Consider the following 25193-nt stretch of genomic DNA (forward strand, 5'->3'; position numbering starts at 1 on the left):
CATGAACGCGCTGACCGACCGCCAGGCCTGGCTGTTCTCGATCAAGACCTACCTGGCCGCGGTAGCCGCGCTGTACATCGCCATGGCCGGCAACCTGTCGCGCCCGTACTGGGCGATGGGCACGGTGTACATCGTCAGCCAGCCGCTGCTGGGCCCAACCCGGGCCAAGGGCGTATACCGCATCGTCGGCACCCTGGTGGCCGGCCTGGCCACCCTGCTGGTGCTGCCGGCGCTGGTGGAAACGCCGCTGGTGCTGAGCGCGGCGATGTCGATCTGGCTGGCCGGCTGCCTGTTCATGGCCCTGCTCAACCGCGGCCCGCGCGGCTACGCCTTCCTGCTGGCCGGTTACACGACGGCCTTCATCGGCTTCCCGGCGGTGACCTCGCCGGAAACCATCTTCGACACGGTGGTGGCACGCAGCGAGGAGATCATCCTTGGCACGGTGGTGGCGGTGCTGTTCGCGTCGCTGCTGTTCCCGGCCTCGGTACGTCCGATGCTGCGCGCGCGCATCGGCAACTGGATGGAGGACGCCGCGCAGTGGTGCCGGCAGATCCTTGAACGTGGCCGCGCGCATGCGCCGCGCAACCGGCTGGCCGCCGACCTGGTGCAGTTCGAGGCGCTGATCGAGTTCCTGCGCCGCGATGATCCACGCCATGCCGGTTCGGCGGTGTCGATGGAGCGCCTGCGCGAGCGCATGCTGCTGCTGTTGCCAGTGCTGTCCTCGATTGCCGACCGCCTGAGCGCGCTGCGCAGCGATGGCCAGGCCCTGCCGGAAGGACTGCCGGCACTGGTCGACGATATCCACGACTGGCTGGACGGGCCGACCAACGCCAGCGAGTACGCCCGCCTGCGCGCGCGCATCAGCGCACTGAAGCCGCAGGTGGACCGCGACCTGCAGCACCTGCAGCTGGCCAGCCTGCTGCTGCGCCTGGAGGAACTGGTGGACCTGTGGCAGGACTGCCGCACCCTGCAGCACGCGATCGACCACGGCACCGCGCCGCTGGACCGCGCGCACTACCGCATCCGCACCGAACGCGTGGCCGCCGACAAGCACGTCGACTACGGCATGGCGCTGTTCTCCGCGCTCAGTGCCGGCGTGGCGCTGATGAGCTACTGCGTGCTGTGGATCGCGCTGGGTTGGGAAGGTGGTGGCAACGGCGCGATGATGGCCGCGGTGACCGCTGCATTCTTCGCTGCACAGGACGACCCGGCACCGAGCATGGTGTCGTTCCTGGTGTGGGCGATGGTCGCCTCGGTGGTGGCTGGCGTGTACCTGTTCGGCGTGTTCCCGGCGGTGCACGACTTCGGCCTGCTGGCATTGGTGCTGGCGGTGGCGTTCCTGCCGCTGGGCTTGATGCTGCACCACCCCAAGAGCGCATTGTTCGCGTTGCCGTTGACGGTGAACCTGGCCGCGCTGCTGAGCCTGCAGAACACCTACAGCGCCAACATCCAGACCTTCCTCAACTCGTCGATTGCGATGTTCATCGGCATTGGCTTTGCGGTGGTGATGACCCGCCTGTTCCGCTCGGTGGGTGCCGAGTGGACTGCACGCCGGCTGGTGCGGCAGGGCTGGACCACGCTGGCCGAGGCTGCCGAAGGCCGTGGCCAGCAGGACCGCCAGCGCTTCGCCGCACGCATGCTCGACCTGCTGGGCCTGCTCGCACCGCGCCTGGCGGCGACGCCAGAGGGCAGCGACATCGCCTCGGTGGACATGCTCAACGAGGCGCGCATCGGCCTGAACATCCTGCAGCTGCGTCGCGCACGGCTGGAACTGCCCGAACGCAGCCGCGAAGCGGTCGAGCACATCCTGGAAGAAATCGCCGTGCATTACCGCCGTCAGATTGCCGCGCACAAACCGATTGTGGCGGCCGAGGCGCTGCGGGAGCGGCTGGATACCTCGCTGGGTCGGGTCGGCAGTGTGGCCGCCTGCAAGGCCCGCGATGAAGCCCTGATGGGCCTGATCGGCCTGCGCTTCGCGCTGTTCCCGGAGGCGAAGGCATTGGCGCCGGGGTTGGCGGATGCCGACGCGCCGTCCATGTAATGCGATCCGCCGGGCATGGCCCGGCGCTACCATCGTCATCCGGTGGCGCCGGGCCATGCCCCGCGGCCTTTCGCCCCGACAACAGGACGGTTCCATGAGTTACGACATGATGGTGTTCGAGGCCAGCACCGCTCCACGTGAGACCGCGGCCTTCATCGCCTGGTTCGAGAAGCAGACGCAGTGGAACGAGCGCCACGAGTACGACGACCCGGCGGTGAGCAGCCCGGCGCTGCAGGCGTGGTTTGCGGAGATGGCGCAGGAATTCCCGCCGTTGAACGGCCCATTGAGCAACGACGATGACGAACGTGCCGAGGTGACCGAGTACAGCATCGGTAGTCAGGTGATCTACGGCGCGTTCGCCTATTCGGTGGCCGAACGTGCGCACGGCCGCGTGCAGGACCTGGCCGAGAAGCACGGTGTGGGCTTCTTCGACGTGAGCGCTGATGAAGCGGCGATCGTTTTCCCCGATGGCCTGGTACTGATCGCGGAATGAACGTGGCGGCAGGGCTGCGCCCTGCACCTGCCGAATCAACGTCAAAACCCTGCAATCCGTGGGATGGCGAGGTGGGTCCGGTTGCGGGGGACGCTGCAAGTACGTCCATGTAAGCTCGGTCGCCGCATCCATGCGGCTCACGCCCCCGCAACCGGACCCACCCCACCTTCGACAGTTTCCTGCGATCTGTCGGCACGGCGTTCTGCTCTGGTGGGCGTCGACCTTGGTCGACACGGTAGATCCACGCCATGCGTGGATGAACGTCGGAATGATCGAAGTACGCTTTTGTAGAGTCGAGCCATGCTCGACTCCATGGCCCATCAGCCGAGCATGGCTCGACTCTACAGGGGGCGCATCGCGCCCGTTTCAGAACAATGTGCCCTGCACCGTGGGCTGTTCAATACGCGCCGGTGCTTCGGCCACTTCTTCCACACCCAGCCGCCAGGCCAGACCACCCAACCGGCTGGCATGGCGCTTCAACGCCGCCTGCAGCACGTCCGCGCTGCCGGCCACATGCAGCACCTGGCGGGCGCGGGTCAGGCCGGTATAGACCAGTTCGCGTGACAGCACGCGGCTGTCCTGGCGCGGCAGCTGCAACCACACTTCGTTGAACTCCGAGCCCTGTGCCTTGTGCACGGTCATCGCGAAGGCGCTTTCGTGCGCGGGCAGTGCCGCCGGGTGGAACGCTCGCGGCTGGTCGACGCTGTCGCCAGGGAACCAGGCCACCATCGCGCCGCTACCATCGCGCAGGCAGATGCCGATATCGCCGTTGAACAGGCGATGACGGTAGCTGTTCTCGGTGACCAGCAGCAGGCGACCCTGGAAGTAGCCGGGGGTGTTGCCGGCCAGCAGCTGTTCGATGCGGCTGTTGAGCCCACGCGCGCCCTGCGGGCCTTCGCGCAGTGCGGTCAGCACGCGCAGGCGCCCGGCCTGCTGCAGGGCAAGCACTGGATCGGCCGCATCGGCCAGTGCACGCCAGTGGCCCAGCAGGTGCTCGCGCTGGCCACGCAGCGGATCGGCTTCGCCTTCGTGGAAATGCACGCCGGCCAGTTCACCACTGCGCAGCAGCTGCAGCGCGGTGCTGCTGTCGCCCTCGCGCACGGCATGGGCCAGCGGTGCCAGGTCCAGCGCATTGCTCTGCCGGTAGCCGCGCTGCAGCTGCACGCGGCGCCCGGCGAAGGCGCGTGGTGTGGCCCGCGGCTGCAAGGTAGCCGGTGCCAGCAGGCCATGCAGTGCCTGCGCGTCATCGGCGCGGGTGCCGATGCCATCACCGCTGGCGCGCAGGATCGCACTGAGCACGTCGCCGGCCTCGACCGAGGGCAACTGATCGGGATCGCCGAGCAGGATCAGCCGGGTGCCGCTGGCGATCGCGTCGACCAGCTTGGCCATCATCGGCAGATCGATCATCGAGGCTTCGTCGACTACGACCACGTCCACCGGCAGCGGATTGTCGGCGTGGTGGCGGAAGCGCGGCGAATCGGGAATCACCCCGAGCAGGCGATGCAGGGTGGTGCCGGTACTGGGCAGCGCCGTGCACAGCGCCGGGTCCAGTCCTTGTTCCTGCAGGCGCTGCACGGCCACGCGCAGGCTCTCGGCCATGCGTTCGGCGGCGCGACCGGTAGGCGCGGCCAGCGCCACTTCGGGCAGCGGCTGGCCGGCGTGCCGGGCCTGCGCCGCCAGCAGCAGCAACAGGCGCGCGATGGTGGTGGTCTTGCCGGTGCCGGGGCCGCCGGTGACCAGTGCCAGCGGATGGCGCAGGGTCACGCCGGCGGCGCGTGCCTGGTGATCTTCGCCGCCCAGTGCCTGCGGGAACAGCTGCGCGAACAACGGCGCCAACGCTGCCATGTCCGGCGCCGGCAGCGGATGCCGGCCGATGCGCTGCAGCCCAGCCGCCAGCTGACGCTCGTACTCGCGGTAGCGGCGCAGGTAGAGCAGGCCGTTCTCCAGCACCAGCGGCGCATCGTCGGCGATGGCAACGGCCTGCTCCGGCGTCGCCACCCACGGCGATGCGCGCAGCTGTGCCAGCCAGTCCTGCGCGGCAGGCCACACAGGCACGCCTTCCAGCAACCGCTGCGGTTGTGCCGGATCGAACGCAGCGTGGCCCTGCGACACCGCCAGCGAAGCGAGCGCAGCCGCCACTGCCACGCTGTCAGGGGTGTCCTCCCGCAAGCGTTGCAGGCTGGTCGCCAGTGCGTGATCGAGAGTGCGCAGCTGGCCGTTGCGATACAGCTCCTGCAGCAGGCTCATGCGCTGGCTCCACGGGCACGCGCAGCCAGTTCGGCCTGGGCCTGCTCTCCACCGGCGAACAATGCATCCAGCGCATCCACCAGCGCCAGCGGGAAGCGGTCCACATGCACGCCATTGCCGGCAGCGTCCAGGCCGCGGCAGAACAGGTAGCGGATGCCGCCCATGTCGCGTTCGTAGTCGTAGGCCGCGCCCAGGCGGAAACGCAGCCAGCGATGCAGGGCCACGGTATAGATCAGCGCCTGCAGGTCGTACTCGCTGTGACGCATGGCAATGGCCAGCAGGTCCGGGCTGTAGCCGGGCAGGCGGTTGGATTTGTAGTCGAGCACGTACCAGCGCCCGTCGCGCACGTAGGTCAGGTCGATCATGCCGGTCATCAGCCCTTCCAGGCGGCGGCGCTGGCCGAAGCCGCGGCGCGTGCTGGAAACCCCATGTGCATGCAGCACCTGCAGCAGCGCCGGTACCGTGGTCGGTTCGATGGCGAAGTGGAAGTCGATTTCCGCGCGACGCTCGCCTTCACCCAGGCTGTGCAGCGCGCCGCCTTCGGGCAGCGGCACGGTCAGCGTGTGGCCGACCAGCGGCACCAGCACCGCCACGCCATCGTCCAGATCGGCATCGGCATAGCCTTCGTCGTGCAGCGCCTTGCGCAGCACCTCGGCCTGGCCCTCCGGGGCTTCCAGACCCGGCTTCCAGTCACTCCAGGCAGCGAAATCGACGTTCTCCATCGCTTCGTGCAGCACGTTGCCGAAGCGACTACCCATGAAGCGCGGGTCGACCGGTGTGCTCTCCTCGGCCGCCGCAGCGGGTTCCGGCAGCGCCGGCTCCAGCGGCAGTTCCGGGCCCGCGGGTTCGTCGGCGGCGGGCGCCGGCAGCTCGGTGGCGGCGGCCTCGATATCACTGCCGGCGCCCGCATCGGCATGCGCCAGCTGGGTGAAGCTGTACACCCACCAGTCGTGCGGGACGCGCCGGGTCAGGGCACGCACCGCCGGAAGGTCGCCTTCCACTTCGGCCGCCAGCTGCGGCAGCGCGGCCGCTGCCTCACTGTCATCGATGTGCACATCGGCGTGCGCGCGCAGCGCCTGCAGGTCACCCAGCAGCGGCGCCAGCCGCGTCTTGCCGAGCCCGGCCAGATCACCCACGGCGATCCACAGCGCATGCTCGGCACGGGTCAGTCCCACATACAGCAGGCGCGCATCCTCGGCGCGCTGCTCGCGCTCGCGCTGGGCACTTGCCGCCGCCCACGCATCGTCCTTGTCCAGCTTCCAGTGCAGCTGGCGCTGGCCACCGACGTGCACAGTGCAGTGCGAGGCCGTGTTCGGTGCGCCGCCGTCGATACCGACGAACGGCAGGAACACCAGCGGGTACTCTAGGCCCTTGCTCTTGTGCAGGGTGATGATCTGTACGCGGCGCGCATCCGATTCCAGGCGCAGCAACTGCTGCTCGTCATCCTGATCAGCGCTGGCCATCTGCCCCTGCAGCCAGTCCAGCAGGCCATGCATGCCCAGCGCCTGCGCCGCGGCTTCCTGCAGGAGTTCACCCAGCTGCAGGTAATTGGTCAGGCGGCGCTCGCCATCGATCAGCGCCAACAGGCGTTCGCCCTGCGCGGCACAGACGTCGGCGATCACTGCGAACGGTCCGCCGCGCTGCCAGCGCTCACGCCAGTGCAGCAGTTGTGCCTGGAACTCGCGTTGCAGGTCGCCCTCGCGTTCCATCGCCGCGATCGCGCTGGCGCGTTGACCGAGCAGCACGGTGGCCAGCACCGCACGCAGGCGGCCTTCGTCGGCGGGTTGCAGCAGTGCCAGCAGCAGCGCGCGCAGATCACGCGCTTCGCTGGTGGCGAACAGGCTCTGCTTGCCGGCCGCCACGGCGGGAATGCCGACCGCTGCCAGCGCGCGCTGCACCAGCGTGGCCTCGCGATGCGAGCGCACCAGCACCGCGATATCACCGGGCTGCACCGGGCGCCCACGCAACACGGCATTGCCCGCACGCGCCTCGACCAGGATCTGGTGAATCGCAGCCACGCAGGCCTGGGTCGCGGCCTCACGCGAGGCGTCGGCGCTCATCGCCTTGTCACCGCCACTGCGCAGCACGCGCAGGGTAAGTGCCGTGGCGGTATGGCCATCACGCTGGTAGTCCTCATCGCTGCGCACGCCACCGGGACGCACCGGCTCGAACTGGATGTCGCGCTCGAGGAAGGCGTCTTCGCCACCGTTGTCGTACAGCGCCTGCAACGCACGCAGCACCGCCGGTCGCGAGCGGAAGTTCTGGTCCAGCACCGGCGCCTGCTGTGCCACCTGCTTGGCCTTCAGGTAGGTGTGGATATCACCGCCGCGGAAGCCGTAGATCGCCTGCTTGGGGTCGCCGATCAGGAACAGTGCCGGCGCCAGGCCGAGTTCGCGCACCTCCGGCGAATCGCCGAACACGGTGTGGAAGATGCCCCACTGGCGATCGTCGGTGTCCTGGAACTCATCGACCAGCGCGATGCGGTACTGCGCACGCAGTTGTTTCACCAGTGTCAGCCGTTGCGGGCCTTCCAGCGCCACCGCCACGCCATCGATCAGATCGTCGTAGGTCTGCACCCGGCGCGTGCGCTTCAGCGCCTGCAGGCGTTGCGTGGCTTCGGCGCGAAGCGCGTGCAGGAAGTTCAACGCGGTACCACGCAACCATGCATCGCGTTCGGCCAGCAGCGCGACATAGCGCGCCAACGGCGCCTGCAATGGCGACGATGGCGTGCGGTCGGGGGACTTCTTGTTGGTCTTGTCGGCCAGCACCTCCGGCAGCAGCGCCGGCAGGCGCTCGCTGGCCAGCAGCTCGCGCGGGTCGCCGCGCTCGGCCCAGGCCAGCATCTGCCGGCCCAGCGGATGCAGCCAGCCCAGCTTGTAGGACACGCCGTTGATCCACTTGTTGTCGACCGCATCGCAGAGGTCGATGAAGAACTGATCGCCATGTTCGCGCACGCTTGCGGACAGTGCCTCGGCCGCGCTCTGCAGCGCCGGGTGTGGATCAGCCAGCGTCACCGGCTGTGGCAACGGGTGCAGGGGCGGCGTGCCCAGCAGCGCGCGCAGATCTGCGGCCAGCGCATCCGGGTTGGACCACAGCCAGGTCAGCGGCTCCAGCGTGGCCGGGTCGTTGGCATGCACGCGCCACAGATCAGCGGCCAGCTCCTCCAGCAGTTCACGATCGCTGGCCAGCAGTTCCGGCGGATCAAAGGTGTGGCCGCTTTCCAGCGCATGCTCGCGCAACACGCGGGTGCAGAAGCCATGGATGGTGAAGATGGACGCCAGGTCGATCTCGTCGGCAGCCACCTGCAGGCGGCGTTTCAGTGCGGCAGCGCTTTCGGTTCCGCCCTGTAGATGGCGCTGCAGTACCTCGCGGGTCAACCGCAGGTCTGGCGCTTCGCCCTCGGCCGGTTCCAGATCGACCAGGCGCGCGGCCAGCGCCAGGCGCTCGCGGATGCGCTTGCGCAGTTCCTGGGTGGCGGCATCGGTGAAGGTCACCGCCAGGATCTGGCCGATACGCAGGCCCTGCTCCACCACCAGTCGGGTGAACAACGTGGCCAGGGTGAAGGTCTTGCCGGTGCCTGCGCTGGCTTCAATCAGGCGGATGCCGTCCAGCGGCAGGGCCAGGTAGGGATCGCCCGCCATACGCTGGGTTTCCTGATCAGCGATGGCGGTGTTCATGCGTTGCCCTCCTGGCGTGCTTCGGTACCGAGAGTGCGGCCTTCGCGCACCGCGCTGAAGACCACCTGGCTGTTGCGCAGCAGCTCGGCATAGCTGGCATCGGTGGCAAACGGGTCGGCACCGCGCAGCAGCAGCTGCCAGGCGTCGCTGCTGGATTCACCCCAACTGCGGTCGCTGCCATGCCACTGCTTCCAGCCTTCGCTGCGCTGTTTTTCTGCTGGCGCGTTGTACAGCACCCAGCCGGTATACGGGGCAAAGCGCAGCGGCTCACGCAGACCGCGCTCGCGCAATTGCAGCAGCGCACGCAGCGCGGTGCGTGCAGCGGGGGCGCTCAGTGCTGGCAGCACATGCGGGCCGGGCCCGGCGTCACCGCCATCGTGGAACTGCACCAGCGGCAACGCATCGCCGGCGGCGTTGGCCAGCAGCCAGTCCAGGCCCTGGCGGATCACTGCATTGCCATTGAGCGTGCCGGCGCGCAGGCGCACCAGCCCTTCAGGATGCCGATCGGCCACGCGGCCATGCAGGCGCACGCCGTCGATGTCCACTTCGTAGCGACGGCTTTCCAGCGGTTCGCCCTGCATCCAGCCCAGCAACGCACTGGCATACGGGCGCGTCTTCAACTGCTCCCCCTCGAACTGGCGCTCGCCCAATGGGCCGGACGGCAGCAGGCCGCGCGCGCGCAGCCGCGGGTACAACGGCTCGGTATCGCCGCTGAGCGTGGCACGCACCACCGCCGCCTGCACGCTGCGCTTTTCCGGGCCGCGCGATGACAGCACCAGCGGTTCCAGGTCATCGACCTCCTCGACATCGTCGGCCAGGCGCAGGCCCAGCGACTGTGCGAGGAACTGTCCGGCCGGATCGCACAGGAAACGGCGCAGGGTATCGAGCGCGACCTCGTCCTCCACCGCATCGTCGAGCGGCGGCGGCAGCGGTGCGTCGAACCAGGGCTGCAGTCCACCGCGCTGGCCGGTGAGGCGACCGGCCGCCGGATGCCACTGGCGGCGATAGCTGAAGCGGCGTGGGTCGCCGTCACCGAACGCGGCGGGCGAGAACGGCTGCAAGGCATGGCGCACGGTGAAGTTGCGGACCGCCGCAGGCGGATCGAGGTGATACGCAGCGGCGGCATCGATCAGTTCACTGACCAGCACCGACGGCTCGCGCACGCTGCCATCGCGCGGATCGGCACCGAGGTAGCTGAGGTAGAACACCTCCTGCGCGGCGGCGAACAGCTGCAGGAACAGGAAACGGTCGTCTTCGCGGGTGGAGCGGTCGCCCGGTCGGCGGCGCGGCGTGTCCAGTTCGGCGGTGAGCTGGTTGAGACCGGCCGCCGGGTCACGGCGCGGGAAATCGCCATCATTGAGGCCCAGCACGCAGATCACCCGGAACGGCAGCAGGCGCATCGGCACCATGCGGCCGAAACTGATGCCACCGGTCAGCAGCGGTGCGCGCGTATCGGCCTCGCCCAGCGCGCCGGCGAAGTGCGCACGCACCACCTCCGGCGGCACACCTTCCGCGAAGCCGGCCTTGGCAGCATCCTCGGCGAACTGGTTGAGCAGCTTGCGCAGGCGCTCCAGCGCGCGCTGGCTGTTGGGGGAACTCGGCGCGGAGGGCAGCAGTGCATCCAGCAACGACAGCAGGCGCTGTCGCCATTGCGCCGGGGTCAGCAGCTCGCCGAGGCGACGCTGGTAGATGGCCAGCACGCGCAGCAGGCGCAGCAGCCGGTCCAGCGCGTCCAGCGCGCCGCCTTCCAGTTCGATCCACGGTGCGACACCGGCCAGGTCGGCCTCGCTGCCGGTGGCATGGCCGAGCACCAGGCGATCCAGCGCGAACTGCCAGGTGTAGGCGTCGTCCGCCGGCGCCTGGTGCTGGTGGCGGTGCTTCGCATCCAGGCCCCAGCGTGCACCGGCCTGCTGCAGCCAGCCATGCAGGCGGTCGAAGTCCACCGCTTCCAGCCCGGCCGCTTCGGCCAGCGGCGCGCTGGCCAGCAGGTCCAGCACTTCATTCAGGCCAAAGCGCGAGACAGGCAGGCCCAGCAGGTGCACGAACACATCAGCCAGCGGTTCACCGGCCAGCGGGCTGCTGTCGGCCAGCGCATAGGGGATGTCCTCCTCCTCGCCACCACGGCCGCCGAACACCGCTTCCAGGTACGGCACGTAGGGATCGATGTCCGGCGCCAGCACCGCGATCTCGCGCGCCTGCAGCGGCGGGTCGAAGCGCGGGTCCTGCAGCAGGCTGCGCAGCTGGTCGTGCAGCACCTGCAACTCGCGCAGGCGGGTATGGCAGGCGTGTACCTGCAGGCTGGGGTCGTCGCTGCGAAGCCCGGCACGCAGCTCACCCGAGGGCAGTGCGCGGCGGTGGAACAGGTCACGCTGCAGGCGATGCAGCAGGCTGTCGGACAGGCCGCCTTCGTCCAGGGTCGGCCGGGTGTCGTCCTCCGGATCGGAATAGGCGGCGATTTCGCCGGCCGGGTGCACCACCTCGTAACTGCCCAGCACCGCCATGAAGTCGCGCCCGGCCGCGCCCCAAGCTTCCAGCAGGCGGTTTTCGCCGGCTGCTTCGCCGAAGGGATCGGGCGCGCCGCTGCGCAGGCGCTCGGCCAGGGTCTGCAGATCGCCCCAGTACGACTGCACCGGGGTGGGCATATAGAAATGCAGCTCGCCAACACGTGCCTGGGTGGCCATCACCCGCAGCACATCGGGCGAGATGTTGAGCGTCGCGAACGCAGACATGCGCGGTGGCAAGCCCTTCGGCAAGGGTTGGCCGGCCCCTTCGAAACGGTCCAGGTATTCCTGGATGCGGCGCGCGCGGTAGTCGTGGCCGTGGGTGATGGTGCGCCACAGGATCGCCTGCGGATCGGACGGATCGGCACCGGCCGCCCAGCGCAGCAGCCAGTCGCGGCGCCACGCCTGGTACTTCTCGAACACCGAGGCCAGCTCGCCAGCCAGCGCCCACGGCTTCAATGCGTCATCGCCGGCAAGATAGGACTGCAGCGCGCGCATCGGTGGCTGCGCCAGCAACGCCGGGTCGCGCAGGGCCTGGTACAGCTTCCAATGCAGGCCGGCCGCGTCCAGGTCGTCCTGCTCGCCGCTGACGTTGGCCTTCAGCGCGCGCGCCACGAACTCACCCGGGGTGAGGAATTCGAGGTTCGCAGCCACACCGAACTCGGCGGCCAGTGTCGCTTGCAGCCAACGCCGCATCGCTACCTGCGGGATCAGCACCACTTCCGGTGCCAGCAGCGGCTGGCCAGGAACGGGCGCACGCACATTGCGCGCCAGCAGCGCGGCCAGCACGTCCAGGGAGTTGGAATGGTAGAGGCGGAAATCGCTGCCTGGGTCACTCATCATGCACAGTGTGCAGGACCGCAGGCAGTATTCAATGGTTGGGCCGCGAGCGGTACGGATTGTTCCGGGACGCCGGCCGATTGTCCCGGCCTCCGCCGAGGCTTGTCGTGCAACAATACTGCACCGTCCAGTCTGCTTATGTTCAGCCGACGGGCCCGATCCTTCGATGTCTAAAAAACGTTAATGGTGCCCATGTCGGCTTCCACCTCCAGTCTGGTGCAGTTATCCAACGTCCGCATCGACCGGAGCGGACGCACGATCCTGCGCGACGTGTCGCTGCAGGTGCCCAAGGGCAGCATCACCGCCGTTCTGGGTCCGTCCGGCAGCGGCAAGTCGACCCTGCTGGCGGCGCTGACCGGCGAACTGCGCCCGGTCGCCGGCGAGGTCACCCTGTTCGGCAAGCCGATTCCGCATGACAGCGGCGCGCTGCTGGAAATGCGCAAGAGCGTGGGCGTGCTGCTGCAGGGCAACGGCCTGCTGACCGACCTGACCGTGGCGGAAAACGTGGCGCTGCCGCTGCGTACGCACACCCGCCTGCCGACCGCCGTGCTGCGCCGGCTGGTGCAGATGAAGCTGCATTCGGTGGGCCTGCTGGCCGCCGCCGATGCCTGGCCGCGCGAGCTGTCAGGTGGCATGGCGCGCCGCGTGGCGCTGGCCCGCGCGCTGGCGCTGGACCCGCCGCTGATGATCTACGACGAGCCGCTGACCGGGCTGGACCCGATCGCCTCGGGGGTGATCATGAGCCTGATCCAGCGCCTCAACCACAGCCTGGGCCTGACCAGCATCATCGTCAGCCACCACGTGCACGAGACCCTGCCGATCTGCGACCAGGTGATCGCGATCGCCAATGGCGGCATCGTGTTCCAGGGCACGCCCGAGGCACTGCAGTCCAGCCAGGACCCTCTGCTGCGGCAGTTCCTGCACGGCCAGCCCGATGGCCCCATCCCGTTCGATGCCGCGCCGCGCGCGAGGGTCGCCTGATGCCGTTCGTTCAAGCCACCCGCTCGCTGGGTCGTGCCGGCCTGTTCTCGCTGACCGTGCTGCGCGGTTCGCTGCCGACCCGTGATTTCCTGGCCGAGTTGACCCGCGAAATCTACAAGATCGGTGCGCGCTCGCTGCCGATCATCGCCGTCGGCGGTGCCTTCGTCGGCCTGGTGCTGACCCTGCAGGGCTACCGCACGCTGACCACCTTCGGTGCGGCCGACGCACTGTCGACCCTGCTCGGGCTGTCGCTGTACCGCGAGCTGGCACCGGTGCTGACCGCGCTGCTGTTCATTGGCCGCGCTGGCAGCTCGATCGCCGCCGAACTGGGCCTGATGCGTGCCACCGACCAGATCAAGGCGCTGGAGCTGATGGCGATCGACCCGGTTGCCAAGGCGGTGGCGCCGCGCTTCTGGGCGGCGGTGCTGACCGTGCCGCTGCTGACCGGCATCTTCTGTTCGCTTGCAATCAGTGCCAGCTACTTCGAAGCGGTGCACGTGCTGGGCCTGGACAATGGCGTGTTCTGGTCGGCGCTGCGCAACAGCGTGGACTTCTGGGACGACTTCGGCGTGGCAATGCTGAAGTCGGCGATCTTCGGCGGCACTGCCGCGCTGGTTGCCGCCTATGTGGGTTTCCACGCCGAGCCGACCATTGAAGGCACTTCGGTGGCGACCACCCGTGCGGTGGTCAACGCTTCATTGCTGGTGCTGATGTTCAACTTCGTGCTGTCGGCAATGTTGTTCACCTAACCCCTCCACCGGCGGTGCGCAGGCGCGCGCGGCCACAACGACTCGATCAGGTAATCCACATGGCCATCCGCGGTCCCAGACTCGAATTTTCCGTCGGCGCCTTCCTGCTGCTGGCCCTGGCCTCGCTGATGGTGCTGGCCGTGGCCTCGACCAACCAGCGCTGGAGCTGGGGCAGCGAAGGCTACGACCTGAAGGCACGCTTCTCCCAGGTCGGCCAGCTGCGCAAGCAGGCACCGGTGAAGATCGGCGGCGTCACTGTCGGCCAGGTCGCTTCGATCGACCTGGACCCGGTGAAGTTCGAATCGATCGTCACCCTGCGCATGGACAGCAAGGTCAAGGACCTGCCGGCGGACACCTCGGCCGGCATCTTCACCAGCGGTTTGCTCGGCGAGAGCTATATCGGTCTGCAGCCGGGCGGTGATCCGGACGTGCTGAAGGCCGGTGACGAGATCGTCTTCACCCAGCCAGCGGTGGACCTGATCCAGCTGGTCGGCAAGTACATGTTCAGTGGCGGTGCCGGTGGCGGCGCTGCTCAGAAGCCCAACGATGGCGCGCAGGCGCCTGCAACGGAACCGCAACCATGAAGATGAAACTGATCCCGGCCCTGCTCGCCTCGGCGCTGCTGGCGGCCACCCCGTTCCTGGCCCAGGCCCAGGCCGCTGCGCCGGCCGCTGCCGCAACGCAGAGCCAGGCCGGCAAGGTGGTGATCGATGCCAGCAGCCGCATCCTGTCCACGCTGCAGCAGCGCAAGAGCGAGTTCACCAGCAACCCGGCCAGCCTGCGCAGCTACATCGACAGCGAGCTGACCCGCACCTTCGACCGCGACTACGCCGCGCGCTTGGTGCTGGGCCCGCACGCCCGCGGCGCCTCCGACGCCGACATCAAGCTGTTCGCCGATGCCATGGCCGACAGCCTGATGCAGCGCTACGGCTCCACCCTGCTCAACATCCAGGGCAAGCCGAGCTTCCGCCTGAAGGGTGAAAGCCCGCTGCCGGGCAATCGTGGCGTGCGCGTGAGCACCGAACTGGTGCGCGCCGGCAACGAACCGACCCCGGTCGAGTACTGGATGCGCAACGTGAACGGCCAGTGGAAGATCTTCGACGTCAACATCGAAGGCATTTCCTACGTGCAGACCTTCCGCAACCAGTTCGACACCCCGCTGCGCCAGAAGGGCATCAAGCAGGTGGCCAACGAACTGCACAGCGGCAGCATGCAGGCCGGGCCCGCGGGCAATGGCAAGTAACGCACTGGCGCTGCTGGAAGGCGACACCCTGCGCCTGCGCGGGGTGCTCGACCGTGCCGCGGTGATCGCACTGTGGCCGCAGCTGCAGGCCCTGCCGGCAAAGCTGTCACGGCTGGAGCTGGGTGAGGTCGAACGCGTGGACAGCGCCGGCCTGGCGCTGCTGGCCGAGCTGGCCGCACGTGCGCGCAAGAGCGGTCACCCGCTGGCAGTCTCCGGCGCGCCGGCCGGCTACAACGAGCTGAGCGCAGCCTACCGGCTGTCGCCCGACCTGGATTTCAACGCTACTTCTGCTGCGAGCTGACATGAACGTCGTACGCACTTTCCCCCTGATCGTCCTGGCCACCGCCCTGACCGCCTGCGCCGGCAAGCCCGCACGCAGCGATGCGCCCGCAGCCAGCACCGTGGTCCCGGCCAGCACCATCGCCGAGGCCTCTGCCGCCACCGCCGATACCGCTACGGTCGATGCCGCACCGGCAACAGCCGTGGTTGCCGCACCTGCGCCGGCCACGCCGCCATCCGCACCGGCCCGCAGCGCCGACACCGATGCGGCCAGGGCCGCGGCGGCGACCGCCCCCGGTGGTGACGACGACTTCGATGCCCTCTACGGCGGTGCCGGCAACACTGGCAGCGCGGCAGCCTACGATCCGTGGGAACCGTTCAACCGCAAGGTGCACACGTTCAACAACGCGGTTGACCGTGGCATCGCCCGCCCGCTGGCCACGGCCTACACTCACGTGGTGCCGCGCTTCGCCCGCACCGGCGTCAGCAACTTCTTCAGCAACCTGCGCGCACCGGTGACCATCACCAACCAGCTGCTGCAGGGCCGTGGTGCCGATGCGTGGGACAGCCTGGGCCGCTTCCTGATGAACAGCACGCTGGGTATCGGCGGCCTGTTCGATCCGGCCAGCAAGGCGATGGTGCCGCGTCGCAATGAGGACTTCGGGCAGACCCTGGGTGCCTGGGGCTGGCGTCGTTCGCGTTACGTGGAACTGCCGTTCTTCGGCCCTCGCACCGTGCGCGATGTGTTCGGCCTGGCCGGTGACATTCCGCTGTCGCCGATCCGCCGCATCGAAGAGGACAAGATCCGCATCGGCCTGCAGGGCATGCAGCTGGTCGATACCCGCGCGCAGCTGCTGGCAATCGACGACCTGCGTGACACCGCCGTGGACGAGTACTCGCTGGTACGCGATGCGTGGATGCAGCGCCGCAACTACCAGATCGAGAACGATCTGCGCAGCAAGCGCGACCGTGGCCACGACGATGCCAATTCGCCGATCCCGGTCGATGCGATGCCGATGCCGCAGTGGACGCACTGAGTCCGGTCTGCAGCGCATGAAAAACCCCGCCTCGGCGGGGTTTTTCTTTTCCGGTAGGTGCCAACCTTGGTTGGCACGCTTTCCTCAGGCCGCCAGCGCTGCCTCGATGGCCTCGCGCAGGCGCGCGTCATCGGCAGCCACGTCCGGGGCGAAACGCGCGATGACCTTGCCGTCGCGGCCAACCAGGAACTTCTCGAAGTTCCACAGCACCGCCGGTGCTGCGTGGATCGGGATCTCCTTGCTGGCCAGGCGCTCACGCAGCGGGCCTTCGCCGATCGACTGCGGCTGGGCGGCGGTCAGCTGCTGGTACAGCGGATGGGTATCGTCACCGGCCACGCTGATCTTGGAGAACATCGGGAAGCTGACGTCGTAGGTGAGCTGGCAGAACTGCTGGATCTCCGCCTCGCTGCCCGGCTCCTGGCCGAGGAAGTTGTTGGCGGGGAAGCCCAGTACTTCCAGACCCTGCGCGTGCTTTTCCGCATACAGCGCCTGCAGGCCTTCGTACTGCGGGGTCAGGCCGCACTTGGAGGCGACGTTGACCAGCAGCAGTACCTTGCCCTGGTAGTCGGCAAGCGAGGACGGCTGGCCGTCGATGGTGGTGAGGGAAATGTCCTGGATCGGGGTGCTCACGCGGGGGCTCCGGCAACAGCGGGGAATGGCCCACCAGCATAGCGCCGCGCGATGGCGGTAGTGCCGGCCGCTGGCCGGCAATCGTGCGACCGTTCGCAAGGGTGGAAGCGGGTGCCGGCCAGCGGGCCGGCCCACCCGAACTCCACCCCGATCGTGCCCTGCGCCTTGCCGTCATCAATGCGCTGGCGGCAGCCGAAGTTCTGGCGCACATCGCGCTGGCAGGTACCGGTAGCGGCGCTGCCAGCGGCCACCTCGGGACCGGCCAGGCACTGGCCCGTGCACTCGTTTTTGCGGCTGCAGGCCTTGCCGGCATCGGCATAGGGAATCACGCACTGCTCGCGCTGCAGCCGGCCGAGCCGCTGCAGGCTGCCACCGGCGGCCTGGCAGTCGACGTCGCGCGCCTCCTGGTAGGCCTCGGTGGCTTCCGGCGTGTCTGCCGCCGCCGGCTGTGCCGCCGCATCGGCGGCGGGCGGCGTGCTGCTGCAGGCCGACAACAGGACGGCCAGGGCCAGGCTGGCAAGGAAGCGCAGACGCATGGTCGGACCTGCAGGCGATAATCGAGACCACCAGCATACGCATTGCATGGTGCAGGTGGTGTGTCAGTGCACTCAGGTCTCTTCGCCGCCCTCCGGGGCAGTCAGCTGCTGCATCGGATCCGGGGTCAACTCCGGCGGCAGCGCGCGCTTGGCCTTGCTGCCCAGTTCGGCAAGTCGACGCGCACGGCTGATGGCCGACTGCGGCGAATCGATCAGACGGTTGCGTGCATCGGCGTAGGCCTTGCCAGCATCGTCCAGCTTCTTGCCCATGTCACTGAAGTCCTTCAGGAAGCCCGTCAGTGCGTCCAGCACCAACCCGCCTGCCTCACTGATCTTCAGTGCCTGTTTCTGCACCTTGTCGCGCGTCCACAGGCGCTCGGCCACGCGCAGCAGGGCCATCAACGTATTGGGCGAAGCAAACACCACGCGGTTGTCAAAGGCGTAGGCCTGCAGGCTGCCATCGGCACCCAGCGCGGCGGACAATGCACCTTCGATGGGAACGAAGGCGATGGTGATGTCCAGCGTCTCGGTGCCAAGTGCTTTGGGGTAGTTCTTTTCGCCGAGATCCTTGACGTGCTGGCGCAGCGCGACGGCATGGCGGCGCAGCGCATCTTCGGATTCCTCCGGAGTGGCAGCGTTCATCGCCTCCTGCCAAGCGATCAGATTGACCTTGCTATCGATCACTACGCTGCGTTCGTCAGGGAACTGCACGACCACGTCCGGGCGCAGACGTGCGCCGTCATCGTCCACGGCGTGCTTCTGCCGCTGATAGTGCACGCCCTCTTCCAGACCCGACCCACGCAGCACGTTGTCGAGCATCAGTTCGCCCCAGTCGCCGCGGACCTTGGCGCTGCCCTTCAGCGCATTGGTCAGGGCGGACGCTTGCGCGGCCATATCCTGGTTCAGCGTCTTCAATTCGCCCACGGCGCCGAGCAGGCTGGCCCGCTGGCGGGCTTCCTCGCCATACAGGGTATCGACCCGGATGCGGAAATCACCCAGCTTGTCGGCGAACGGCTTCAGCAGACCTTCGATATCCGCACGCGACTGCACCGTGGCCTGGCGCACGTTCTTTTCGAACTGCTGTCCGCGCTCCTCGAAGACCTTGCCGGCCAGTTCAGCAAAGGCGCCCGAAAGCTTTTCCTTCGCAGTCTCCAGATAGCTTCGCAGTTCCGTGCTGGCTTGCTCCGAATGCTGCAGGTTCGCCAGCGCGCGCGCATGTTCGCCGTGCAGCTGCTGATAGCGCTGCTGTGCCTGTTGCAGTTCCGCGCTGCATTCGTTCAGCGCCGTGCGTGTCTGAGCCAAGGCCGATTCGCGTTCTGCCAGAAGTGCCTCGCGGCTGGCTGACACGGCAGTCTCACGCGCGACCTGCGTGGTCAGCGTGGTAATGGCCTCGGCGTGTTGCAGTCCCCGCAGACGCTCGCTTTCCAGCTCCGCAGTCAGCGCGTCCAGACGGCCTCGCAGCTGGCCGGCATCGACCAGGGCCAACCGGTGCTGTTCGCGTTCACTGATCAGCTGCTGGTGCAGATCACCCGAGGACGCGTCGCCTGCCCCACGGCGCAGCAGGATGACCAGTGCCACCAGTGTCGCCAGCAGCAGGGCCACGGCCAGGATCATGAGAAATTCGATGTTCATGCCACCAGTGTAGGCTGGCCCCGTCTCAAACGCTGCGTCAGGCCATGCTCGAACTGTACGGTAAGCCCACCTCCATCAATGTGCGTAAAGTGCTGTGGCTGTGCGCGGGGCTGGATCTGCCCCTGCACCACGAACCGGCCCCCTCGCCGGACCTGCTGGCCACGCTGAACCCCAACCGGCAGGTGCCGGTGCTGCGTGATGTCGACTTCGTGCTGTGGGAATCCAACAGCATCTGCCGCTACCTGGCCGCACGCGCCGGTCGCGAGGATCTGCTGCCACATGCAGCAAAGGACCGGGCCCGGGTGGAGCAGTGGATGGACTGGCAGGCCAGCGACCTCAACAGCGCATGGCGCCATGTGTTCATGGCGCGCGTGCGCCAGCATCCGGACTATCCGGATGACGCCCGTGCCGAGGCCAGCCTGGCGCAGTGGAACCGGCTGATGGGCGTCCTTGATGCACAGCTGGCCACTACCGACGGCTACGTGGCGGGCAACACCTTCACTCTGGCCGACATCGTGCTCGGGCTGTCGAGCCAACGCTGGCGCAGCACGCCGGGCAGCAAGCCGGTACTGGCACACGTAGATGCCTGGTTCGAACGCCTGCGCCAGCAGCCCGGTTTCGCCGAGTATGTCGACAACGGTGTGGCCTGAGCAGTGGCTTCCGCAGCTGTTGGTAGGTGTCGACCTTGGTCGACACGGCTGATCCACGCCATGCGTGGATGAAACGCTGTAGAGCCGGGCGCAGGCTCGGCTCCACAGGAAAAACCGGGCCTTACCAGCCTTCCAGCACGATCTTGCCCTTGGCGCGGTGGCTCTCCAGCAGCGCGTGGGCACGCCGCAGGTTGGCCGCGTCGATGCGCCCGAAATGCTCGCCCAGGGTGGTCTGCAGCACGCCTGTGTCGATCAGCTCGGCCACCCGGTTCAACAGATCATGCTGGCGCTGCATGTCGGCGGTCTTGTACAGCGGCCGGGTGAACATCGACTCCCAGTGCAGTGACAACGCCTTGCGCTTGAGCGCCATCACGTCGACCTGGCCGGGATCATCGATCAGCCCCAGCTGGCCCTGCGGCGCCAGCAGTTCCACGATCTGCGCGTAGTGCTGGTCGGAGTGGGTCAGGCTGGCCACGTGCTGTACCTCGCTGATGCCGAGCCGCGCCAGGCCCTCGGCCAGCGGCAGGCTGTGGTCGATCACATGGTGTGCGCCCATTGCGTACGCCCAGTCCTGGGTATCCGGACGCGAGGCGGTGCCGATCACCGTCAGTTTCGTCAGCTTCCGCGCCAGCTGCACCAGGATCGAACCGACACCGCCGGCAGCGCCGATCACCAGCAGGGTCTGGCCTTCGCCACCGCCCTCGGGGATGCGCAGGCGGTCGAACAGCAGTTCCCAGGCGGTGATCGCGGTCAGTGGCAGCGCGGCGGCGGCGGCATCGTCGAGGCTGGCCGGCTTGCGGCCGACGCTGCGTTCGTCCACCAGCTGGTACTCGGCGTTGCTGCCCGGGCGATCGATGACGCCGGCGTAGTAGACCGCATCGCCGGGCTGGAACAGGGTCACCTCGCTGCCCACCGCGTCGACGATGCCGACCGCATCCCAGCCCAGCACGCGCGGGCCATCGGTGGCCACGCCGCGACGGACCTTGGTGTCGACCGGGTTCACCGCCACCGCGCGCACCGCCACGCGCAGGTCACGCGGGCCGGGCTGCGGCAGCTCCAGTTCGATGTCGATCAGGGCCTGGGCATCATCGATCGGCAGGCCGGCTTGGGTGTAGGCAATGGCGCGCATGGCAGCGGTCCAGTGGGGAAGGAGGCGACAGGTTGCGCCGCACGCGCTCCCGCAGAAAGGCGCAGAATCGGGCAGCACTTTCACTCTGGCAATGAAGATGATCCGCTTCGACGATCTTCAGCTGTTCGTCCGCACTGCCGCACTGGGCAGCTTCTCGCAGGCGGCGCGCGAGGCCGACCTGCTGCCCGGGCAGGTCGCCGCGGCGGTGGCGCGGCTGGAACGCGAGCTGGACCTGCGCCTGTTCGTGCGCACCACCCGCAGCCTGCGCCTCACCGGCGAGGGCGCGCTGTACCTGCCGTATGCGCAGGAGGTACTGGCCACCCTGCGCGAGGGCCAGGCGCGCGTGCAGGGCGAGGACACCGAGCTGCACGGCACCCTGCAGCTGTCGGCGCCCTCGGACCTCGGCCGCAACCTGCTGCTGCCCTGGCTGAGCGCCTTCCGCGCTGCGCACCCGCGGCTGCGCCTGCACCTGCGCCTGTCCGACGAGGTGGCCGATGTATTCCGCGACCCGGTCGACGTGGCCATCCGCATCGGCCACTTCGACGACGCCAACTACGTCGCCCTGCCGCTGCTGGAAGGCAATCGACGCGTGCTGGCCGCCTCGCCCGGCTACCTGCAGCGGCGTGGCACGCCCACCCGCCTGGAGGATCTGCGCGAGCACGACTGCCTGGTCTATCAACTCAACGGCCGCGCCTACGATCGCTGGTCATTCGAGGTCGAAGGGCGTCGCAGCGTGATCCCGGTGCGCGGCCCCCTGGTCTGCGACGATGCCGACGTCGTCCGGCGCTGGGCCGTGGCCGGCGAAGGCATCACCTACAAGTCCTGGCTGGACCTGCGCGAGGACGTGCAGGCCGGGCGCCTGCAGCTGCTGCTCGACGGTGTTGGCAGCAGCATTCCGCTGCAGCTGGTGTGCCCGCACCGCAAGCAGTTCTCACCGGCCGTGCGGCAGCTGCACGCGCAACTGCGCCAGCACCTGCAACCGCTGCTGTCTGGCATGCCCACTGGCCTCACCCGCCCCCTGTCGCCAACGGCGGCACTGGCCGACAATGGCGGCCCCCCGTAACAAGAGAACGCCGCCATGCCGTGGATGGGCATCCAGGACCTGTGGACGTTTCTGGTCGCCGTGCTGGTGTTTCTCGCCCTGCCCGGCCCCGGCACCTTCACCCTGCTGACCGCCACCGGCCGTGGCGGCGTGCGCGGCGGCTACACCGCCCTGGCCGGCCTGCTGGTCGGCGACCAGATCCTGATGTGGCTGGCGTTGGCGGGCGTGGCGGCGCTGCTCAAGGCCAACCCGCTGGTGTTCCACGCGGTGCAGTACCTGGGTGCGGCCTACCTGGTGTGGGTCGGCATCAGCCTGCTGCGCACGCCGAAGCACGAGGGCGGCGACGCCGGCCCGATCCGCATGCAGCCGGGCCGCTACTTCCAGCAGGCGATCCTGGTCAGCCTGCTCAATCCGAAGGCGATCCTGTTCTACATGGCCTTCCTGCCATTGTTCATCGATCCGAAGGCGCATCAGGGCATTGCTACCTTCGCGGCGCTGGCGGGCATCATCCTGGTGGTCAGCATCGCCTACTGCTCGATGTTGATCGGCGTGGGCAACCTGGCCCGCCGCCGCCTGATCCAGCACCCGCGAATCAGCGATGCGCTGCGCCGCGTGGCCGGCCTGTTCCTGGTGGGGTTCGGCATCCGGTTGGGGCTGAACGGATGAAACCCTGGTCGGCGGCGATGGGCGCCCTGCTGCTTCTGGCCAACACGACCGCCCCGGCGGCCACCGCGCAGGATCATCGCTGCCTGAGCGGCGGCCGCAATGACGGCATCCATCTGGAATGGCGTTGGCTGGATGACGGCCAGGCCGACGTTCGCTATGCCGGGCAGCGCGAACGCCTGCTGCTGCGCCGGGTTTCGATGGAGACCACGGTGCTGGCCGAAGACCGCCCCTACCAGTTCGACAGCGTCTGGGAAGAGCGCATCAACGGGCGCCTCAATGGCCGCTACCTGCTGAGCACGCAGGGCGCGCTGGTGCTGGACCTGAGCTACGAGCGTAGCCGCGACGGACGTCGCACCACCTTCCACGATGACGTCGAGGCCTGGCAGGAAGACGGCTGCCGCTGGCCCGGCAAGGTGGCCGAGTGAGCACCATGGACGACGACACCCTGCTGGAGCGCAGCTGGGAATATCGGGAGGAGACGCTGTACCGGCGGTTGTTCGGCGATACCGGGCCGGGGATCTATCCGATCGACATGGATCTGCTGCGCAACGTCTTCAAGCAGGACCAGATCGACCCGCGCTGGCTGCATGTCGGCGTCAATGCCTGCCCTCCGCACGGTGATCGAAGGCACTGGATCTATGTCAGCTCCGGCCTGTCCAACCCCTGGGAAGGGCGGCACGAAGATGGCGATTCGGGGTTGGGCATCGAACTGATGCTTGAGACGCAGGAAGAAGCGACCTGGGCACTGACCACCTTGCGCTGGTTCACCGCGTACCACCTGCTGCTGTGCCACTCACGCATGCCCGGCAATCCGTTGGCGCCATGGGACCGGCTGAAGCTGGGGGGGCCGGTGGATCACGCAGGGAGCATGCTGCAGGCGGCCGTCTTCGTTCCGTCGTTGCATTTCCCGGGACCCCAGCAACTGCCATCGGGACGATTCGACTTCCTGCAGCTGCTGCCGTTGACCCTGGACGAGCACGCGTTCGGCCGCGCGCAGGGCTTCGAAGTACTGGTGGCCCAGTTGAGAACCCAAGGTGCGGCGCCAGTGGTTGATTCGCAGCGGATCAGCGTCGATCTGGCCCCTGCTCTCACGCTTCAAGCGCCTCCCGGCTCGCCTTGAGGGATCGAATCATTTCGAATCCTGCCAGCATTTGTGCCGATTCCGGCAGAATGCTCGGAGTACAGCCGCGCCGGTGACGCATCTGACCCTCGCATGCCCCCCGTCAGTGGTAATGCTGCGCTGCGTTCGGTCACACTCGGGAACTTGTCGTTCTTAGTCACCCCTTCCGAGGCCTGCATGTCCCTGTTCCGGCGCAAGTCCCTAGATTCCGTCACCGTCCACGAAGCCGGCAGGCGTCTGATCCCGACGCTCAGCTGGCCGCACCTGATCGCGCTGGGCATCGGCGCCATCGTCGGCACCGGCATCTACACGCTGATCGGCGTCGGTGCCAACCTGGCCGGCCCGGCCGTGCTGATCTCCTTCGCCATCGCCGGTGCGGTGTGCGCCTGCGCGGCACTGTCCTACGCCGAGCTGTCGACGATGATGCCGGCCGCCGGCAGTGCCTACACCTACAGCTACAGCGCGCTGGGCGAGGTGTTCGCCTGGGTGGTGGGCTGGAGCCTGATCCTGGAGTACTCACTGGTGGTGAGTACCGTGGCGGTGGGCTGGTCCGGCTACTTCGTCGGCTTCCTCGAATGGGTCCACACCCAGTTCGGCTGGAACGTGCACCTGCCCGCCTGGCTGGCGGCCGGCCCGCACGTGGAAGGCGGCATGATCAACCTGCCGGCGATCGTCATCACCTGGCTGGTGGCCGGCATGCTGATGGCCGGCACCAAGGAAAGCGCCACCCTCAACGCCATCCTGGTGGTGTTCAAGCTGATCGCGCTGGCCATCTTCGTGGCCGTGGCCCTGCCCGCCTTCGACAGCGCCAACCTGCAGCCGTTCATGCCGTATGGCTTTGCCAAGTCGATGGGCCCTGATGGCGTCGAACACGGCGTAATGGCGGCGGCAGCGATCATCTTCTTCGCCTTCTACGGCTTCGATGCGATCTCCACCGCCGCCGAGGAAACCAAGAACCCCGGCCGCGACCTGTCGATCGGCATCATCGGTTCGATGATCGGCTGCACCATCGTCTACGTGCTGGTCGCGCTGGCCGCGGTCGGTGCGATGAGCTACGCGGTGTTCGGCCACAGCGCCGAGCCGCTGGCCCTGATCATGCGCCAGCTGGGCCATCCGACCGCGGCGATGGTGATCGGCGTGATCGCGATCATCGCGCTGCCGACGGTGCTGCTGGCCTTCCTGTACGGCCAGAGCCGCATCTTCTTCGTGATGAGCCGCGATGGCCTGCTGCCGCGTGGCCTGTCCAAGGTCAACGCACGTACCGGCACGCCGGTGGCGACCACGCTGTTCACCGCGGTGGTGGTGTCGGCGCTGGCCGGTGTGGCCCGCCTGGACGAGATCGCGGCGCTGGCCAATGCCGGCACCCTGGCCGCGTTCACCGCCGTGGGCATCTGCCTGGTGGTGCTGCGCCTGCGCGAGCCGAACCGCGAACGTACCTTCCGTACCCCGCTGGCCTTCGTGGTTGGTCCGCTGGCCGCGCTGGGCTGCATCTATCTGTTCCTCAGCCTGCCGCACAGCACCCAGCTGTACTTCCTGCTGTGGAACCTGGCCGGCCTGGTGCTGTACTCCCTGTACAGCCGCCGCCACGCGCTGATCGCGAAATAACCGGATCACCGGTAGTGCCGGCCGCTGGCCGGCACTACCGCAGGGCGGTCAACCGCCCTGCTTTGCAGCGTAATCCTGCGCCTGGCGCATCACCC

The 25193-nt window shown here is 68.1% G+C and carries 19 protein-coding genes and 2 pseudogenes; 14 read left to right on the forward strand and 7 right to left on the reverse strand.

The window, feature by feature from the left end; genetic code table 11:
• The first annotated feature begins 1 nt into the window (after position 1).
• Together V3B25_RS14930 and V3B25_RS14935 are read left to right on the forward strand one after the other, a co-directional pair.
• Entirely contained in the window at positions 2-2041 is a 2040-nt protein-coding gene (locus V3B25_RS14930; RefSeq protein ID WP_201117695.1) for an FUSC family protein, read from the forward strand.
• A gap of 94 nt (positions 2042-2135) precedes the next feature.
• A complete protein-coding gene (locus V3B25_RS14935) occupies positions 2136-2534 on the forward strand; it encodes a hypothetical protein (RefSeq protein WP_329810904.1) in 399 nt (132 codons plus the stop codon).
• Positions 2535-2900: 366 nt separating this feature from the next.
• Here the strand turns inward: V3B25_RS14935 and recD are convergent, their stop codons facing one another.
• The 3 genes from recD to recC are packed head-to-tail and all read right to left on the reverse strand — an operon-like array spanning position 2901 to position 11802.
• Positions 2901-4781, reverse strand: coding sequence for an exodeoxyribonuclease V subunit alpha (gene recD, locus V3B25_RS14940; RefSeq protein WP_329810905.1), 1881 nt, complete (start codon positions 4779-4781; stop codon positions 2901-2903).
• A complete protein-coding gene (gene recB / locus V3B25_RS14945) occupies positions 4778-8458 on the reverse strand; it encodes an exodeoxyribonuclease V subunit beta (RefSeq protein ID WP_329810906.1) in 3681 nt (1226 codons plus the stop codon). The genes recD and recB overlap by 4 nt, the downstream gene beginning before the upstream one ends.
• A complete protein-coding gene (gene recC, locus V3B25_RS14950) occupies positions 8455-11802 on the reverse strand; it encodes an exodeoxyribonuclease V subunit gamma (RefSeq protein WP_329810907.1) in 3348 nt (1115 codons plus the stop codon). Before recC ends, recB begins: the two co-directional genes overlap by 4 nt.
• Before the next feature lie 189 nt (positions 11803-11991).
• Here recC and V3B25_RS14955 point away from each other — a divergent pair, with 189 nt between their 5' ends.
• The 6 genes and pseudogenes from V3B25_RS14955 (at position 11992) to V3B25_RS14980 (ending at position 16088) form a co-directional block, all read left to right on the forward strand.
• Complete coding sequence (locus V3B25_RS14955) at positions 11992-12780, forward strand: ATP-binding cassette domain-containing protein (protein ID WP_049462908.1); 789 nt, start codon at positions 11992-11994, stop codon at positions 12778-12780.
• The gene (locus V3B25_RS14960; RefSeq protein ID WP_005414955.1) at positions 12780-13529 is read left to right on the forward strand and encodes an MlaE family lipid ABC transporter permease subunit; all 750 of its coding nucleotides are present in this window, start codon (positions 12780-12782) and stop codon (positions 13527-13529) included. The genes V3B25_RS14955 and V3B25_RS14960 overlap by 1 nt, the downstream gene beginning before the upstream one ends.
• A gap of 59 nt (positions 13530-13588) precedes the next feature.
• Positions 13589-14053: pseudogene (gene mlaD / locus V3B25_RS14965) on the forward strand (outer membrane lipid asymmetry maintenance protein MlaD); the annotation flags it as partial.
• Between the two features lie 56 nt (positions 14054-14109).
• Positions 14110-14772, forward strand: a complete 663-nt coding sequence (locus V3B25_RS14970; RefSeq protein WP_010487479.1) for an ABC transporter substrate-binding protein — start codon at positions 14110-14112, stop codon at positions 14770-14772.
• Positions 14762-15073, forward strand: a complete 312-nt coding sequence (locus tag V3B25_RS14975) for an STAS domain-containing protein (protein ID WP_032128488.1) — start codon at positions 14762-14764, stop codon at positions 15071-15073. The genes V3B25_RS14970 and V3B25_RS14975 overlap by 11 nt, the downstream gene beginning before the upstream one ends.
• 1 nt (position 15074) lies before the next feature.
• Positions 15075-16088, forward strand: coding sequence for a VacJ family lipoprotein (locus V3B25_RS14980; protein WP_049420935.1), 1014 nt, complete (start codon positions 15075-15077; stop codon positions 16086-16088).
• An 84-nt stretch (positions 16089-16172) separates the two neighbouring features.
• On the opposite strand, the gene V3B25_RS14985 is transcribed toward V3B25_RS14980, so the two are convergent.
• The 3 genes and pseudogenes from V3B25_RS14985 to V3B25_RS14995 all read right to left on the reverse strand — a co-directional run bounded on the left by V3B25_RS14985 (position 16173) and on the right by V3B25_RS14995 (position 18886).
• Positions 16173-16718, reverse strand: coding sequence for a glutathione peroxidase (locus V3B25_RS14985; protein WP_010487473.1), 546 nt, complete (start codon positions 16716-16718; stop codon positions 16173-16175).
• A 140-nt stretch (positions 16719-16858) separates the two neighbouring features.
• Positions 16859-17254 (reverse strand): annotated as a pseudogene (locus V3B25_RS14990) (hypothetical protein); the annotation flags it as partial.
• A gap of 72 nt (positions 17255-17326) precedes the next feature.
• On the reverse strand, positions 17327-18886 hold the full coding sequence (locus tag V3B25_RS14995; RefSeq protein ID WP_201117700.1) for a DNA recombination protein RmuC: 1560 nt from the start codon (positions 18884-18886) through the stop codon (positions 17327-17329).
• Between the two features lie 44 nt (positions 18887-18930).
• On the opposite strand from V3B25_RS14995, the gene V3B25_RS15000 reads away from it, so the two are divergent.
• Positions 18931-19536 (forward strand): glutathione S-transferase N-terminal domain-containing protein, encoded by a 606-nt coding sequence (locus V3B25_RS15000; RefSeq protein ID WP_201117701.1) that lies wholly within the window; start codon positions 18931-18933, stop codon positions 19534-19536.
• A gap of 121 nt (positions 19537-19657) precedes the next feature.
• Here the strand turns inward: V3B25_RS15000 and V3B25_RS15005 are convergent, their stop codons facing one another.
• Entirely contained in the window at positions 19658-20665 is a 1008-nt protein-coding gene (locus V3B25_RS15005) for a zinc-binding alcohol dehydrogenase family protein (RefSeq protein WP_049420932.1), read from the reverse strand.
• A gap of 91 nt (positions 20666-20756) precedes the next feature.
• Here V3B25_RS15005 and V3B25_RS15010 point away from each other — a divergent pair, with 91 nt between their 5' ends.
• The 5 genes from V3B25_RS15010 to V3B25_RS15030 all read left to right on the forward strand — a co-directional run bounded on the left by V3B25_RS15010 (position 20757) and on the right by V3B25_RS15030 (position 25098).
• Positions 20757-21728, forward strand: a complete 972-nt coding sequence (locus V3B25_RS15010) for a LysR family transcriptional regulator (RefSeq protein WP_201117705.1) — start codon at positions 20757-20759, stop codon at positions 21726-21728.
• Positions 21729-21743: 15 nt separating this feature from the next.
• Positions 21744-22373 (forward strand): leucine efflux protein LeuE, encoded by a 630-nt coding sequence (gene leuE / locus V3B25_RS15015; RefSeq protein ID WP_005411716.1) that lies wholly within the window; start codon positions 21744-21746, stop codon positions 22371-22373.
• Positions 22370-22798, forward strand: coding sequence for a hypothetical protein (locus V3B25_RS15020; protein ID WP_201117706.1), 429 nt, complete (start codon positions 22370-22372; stop codon positions 22796-22798). Before leuE ends, V3B25_RS15020 begins: the two co-directional genes overlap by 4 nt.
• Positions 22799-22803: 5 nt before the next feature.
• Entirely contained in the window at positions 22804-23493 is a 690-nt protein-coding gene (locus tag V3B25_RS15025) for a suppressor of fused domain protein (RefSeq protein WP_236494398.1), read from the forward strand.
• 177 nt (positions 23494-23670) lie between these two features.
• On the forward strand, positions 23671-25098 hold the full coding sequence (locus V3B25_RS15030) for an amino acid permease (RefSeq protein WP_329810908.1): 1428 nt from the start codon (positions 23671-23673) through the stop codon (positions 25096-25098).
• Positions 25099-25193: the final 95 nt, after the last annotated feature.

It is taken from the genome of Stenotrophomonas sp. SMYL8 (genome assembly GCF_036320065.1).
In the GTDB taxonomy this organism is placed as follows: Bacteria; Pseudomonadota; Gammaproteobacteria; order Xanthomonadales; family Xanthomonadaceae; genus Stenotrophomonas; species Stenotrophomonas maltophilia_A.